The sequence below is a fragment of the Kocuria sp. WN036 genome, from assembly GCF_002287015.1.
Classification (GTDB): Bacteria; Actinomycetota; Actinomycetes; order Actinomycetales; family Micrococcaceae; genus Kocuria; species Kocuria rosea.
The window spans coordinates 1-2,553 of record NZ_NSKF01000063.1 but is presented as its reverse complement, the minus strand read 5'-3'; the positions used below and the strand labels follow the sequence as shown (position 1 = coordinate 2,553).

At 80.7% G+C, this 2,553-nt stretch carries 2 protein-coding genes; both read left to right on the top strand.

All coding sequences use genetic code 11. From position 1 onward, the window contains the following. On the top strand, positions 1-998 hold a 998-nt coding region (locus CK505_RS18730), incomplete at its 5' end, for a ComEA family DNA-binding protein (RefSeq protein ID WP_217987570.1). Beyond that, positions 995-2,553 (top strand): ComEC/Rec2 family competence protein (locus CK505_RS18635; RefSeq protein WP_095651913.1); only part of this gene is annotated, 1,559 nt, incomplete at its 3' end. The genes CK505_RS18730 and CK505_RS18635, both read left to right, overlap by 4 nt.

Sequence of the window (2,553 nt, the reverse complement as noted above, 5' to 3'; positions counted from 1 at the left end):
CGGCACCAGGCGCCCCGGCACCCGGTGCTCCGGCACCCGGTGCTCCGGCACCCGGTGCCCCGGCGCCCGCCGAACGGCTGGCGTCGCTGCTGGCCGAGGCCCGGGGCGAGGCCACCGGCCCCGGCCGGGCGCCGTCGCCCCAGGACGGGGCACCGGGGGCCGCTCCCGCCCACCGTCGGCTGGTCGCCGCCCGGACCCGGGTCCCGGCCTCGCTGCTGCTGATCGTCCTGGCCGCGCTCGCCTGGCTGAGCTGGACGGTGCTGGGGCCCGGGAAGGACGGCGGGGAGGTCCCGGAGACCGCCGGGCGGCCCGTCCTCGCCGAGGCGGAGCTGGGCGGCGACCAAGGGCAGGACACCGGGCAGGACCCCGGCCGGCACGGCGGGGGCGACACCGGGCGGGAGGCCGGGGACGGAGCCGTGGCCGGTGCGGGCATGGCGACCGGACCCGGGACGGGCCCGCCGGGGTCCGCCGCGGCCCAGCCGCCCGCGGCGGGGTCGACGCTGCACGTGCACGTGACCGGGGAGGTGGCCCGCCCCGGCGTCGTGTCCCTCGAGGCCGGGGCCCGGGTCGTCGACGCGGTCGAGGCCGCCGGAGGCCTCACAGATGCCGCCGTGACGGAGTCCGTGAACCTGGCCGCCCCCGTCACGGACGGCCAGCAGGTGCTCGTCCCCGACACCGAGACCGCTCCCGTCCCTGCTCCCGGAGCTCCGGCGCCCGGAGCCGCCGCGGCGCCGGGAGCGGCGGTGCCGCCCGGGGTCCCGGGTGCACCGTCCGGGACTGGGGCACCGGAGGGCGCCGCCCCGGGTGGGACGCTGAACCTCAACACGGCCACCGCGGCCGAGCTCGAGACCCTCCCGCGGGTCGGGCCCGTGCTGGCCGGACGGATCGTGGAGTTCCGGCAGAAGCACGGCGGATTCGCCGCCGTCGCCGACCTCGACGCCGTGCCGGGGATCGGCCCCGCCCTGATGGAGTCGCTCGGGCCGCTGGTGAGCGTGTGAGGCGCCCCGTCGAGTGGTGGGCCGGGGCCCTGGAGCACCAGGAGCACCGCGACGCCCGCGCGCCGGGCCGCACCTGGGACCTGCGGCTCGTCCCCGCCGCGCTGGGCGCGTGGCTCACCGGTCTGCTCGCCGCGCACCTGCCCCCGGCACGGGTCGCGGCCGCCGGGGCGCTCTACCCGGCGGCGCTGGTGCTCGGCGCCGCCCTGGTCCTCGTCGTGGCCCGCGCCCTCCGGCGGGAGGAGCCCCCGCCCGGGCGGCCCCGCGCCTCCGGGCTGTGGCGGGCCCTGCCGTGGTCGGCCGTGGCCCTGAGCGCCCTCGCCGTCACGGCCGTGCTGCTGAGCACCACGGCCGCCCAGCGCGAGACCGCCCACGGCCCGCTCGGGGCAGCACTCGCCGGGGCCGGGACGGTGGCCGTCACGGCGGAGGTGGCCGAGCCGCCCCGGCGGTGGACGGCGCCCGCCCCCGGGACCGGCCACGCGGACGAGGACCGCACCGGCGTGGTCCTGGGGCTGCGCCTCGAACAGGTCACCCACGAGGGCCGCGGCGGACCCGCCGACGTCGACGTCACGGTCTTCGCGGACGGGCCCGCCTGGGCCGGGCTGGTCCCGGGGCAGCGGATCACCGCCGTGCTCACCGCCGGGGCCCCGTCCCCCGGACCCCCGGTGCTGCGCGCCGCCGCCCCGCCGGCGGTCCTCCCGGCACGGGAGCCCGGCCGGCGGGAGCAGGTCCGGGAGCGCTTCGTGGCCGGCACCGCAGGACTGGGCCCCGACGCCGCGGGGCTGCTGCCCGGGATGACCTTCGGCGAGCGCGCCGGGATCGGCCCGGAGCTCGACCAGGCCATGCGGGACACCGGACTGACCCACCTGACGGCCGTCTCCGGCGCCAACTGCGCCCTCGTCACGGCCCTGGCCGGGCACGCCGCGCTGTCCCTCGGCGCGGGGCGGCGCACCTGCCTGGCCGCCGGCCTCGGCGCCCTGGCCGCGTTCGTGCTCCTCGTCGGTCCGGACCCGTCCGTGCTGCGCGCCGCCGTGATGGGCGGACTCGCCGCCCTCAGCCTCCTCACGGGGCGCACCGCCGTCTCCCTGGCCACCCTTGCGGGCGCCGTGATCGCTCTCGTCGTCGTCCGGCCGGCGCTCGCCGCCGAGTACGGCTTCGTCCTCTCGGTGCTGGCCACCGCGGGGATCGTGGTGAGCGGGCGGCCCCTGACCCGGTGGCTGGGCACCCGGGTCCCGGAGGTGCTCGCCGTGGCGGTCGCGATCCCCGCGGCCGCCCAGCTGTGGTGTGCCCCCGTGCTCGTGCTCCTCCAGCCCGCCGTGCCCGTGTACTCGCTGCCGGCCAACGTCCTCGCCGCCCCGCTGGTGCCGGTGGTGACCGTCTGCGGCCTCGCGGGACTGCTCCTGCTGAACCTGCCCGACGGGGCGGGCGCCGCGGCGGCCGTGCTGCCCCTGGGCGCCGGCGCACTGGGGGCGCGCCTCGTCGCCGGCACCGCCCGGGCGCTGGCCGGGGCCCCCGGGGCACTGGCCCCGTGGCCCCAGGGCCTGCCGGGCGTGCTGCT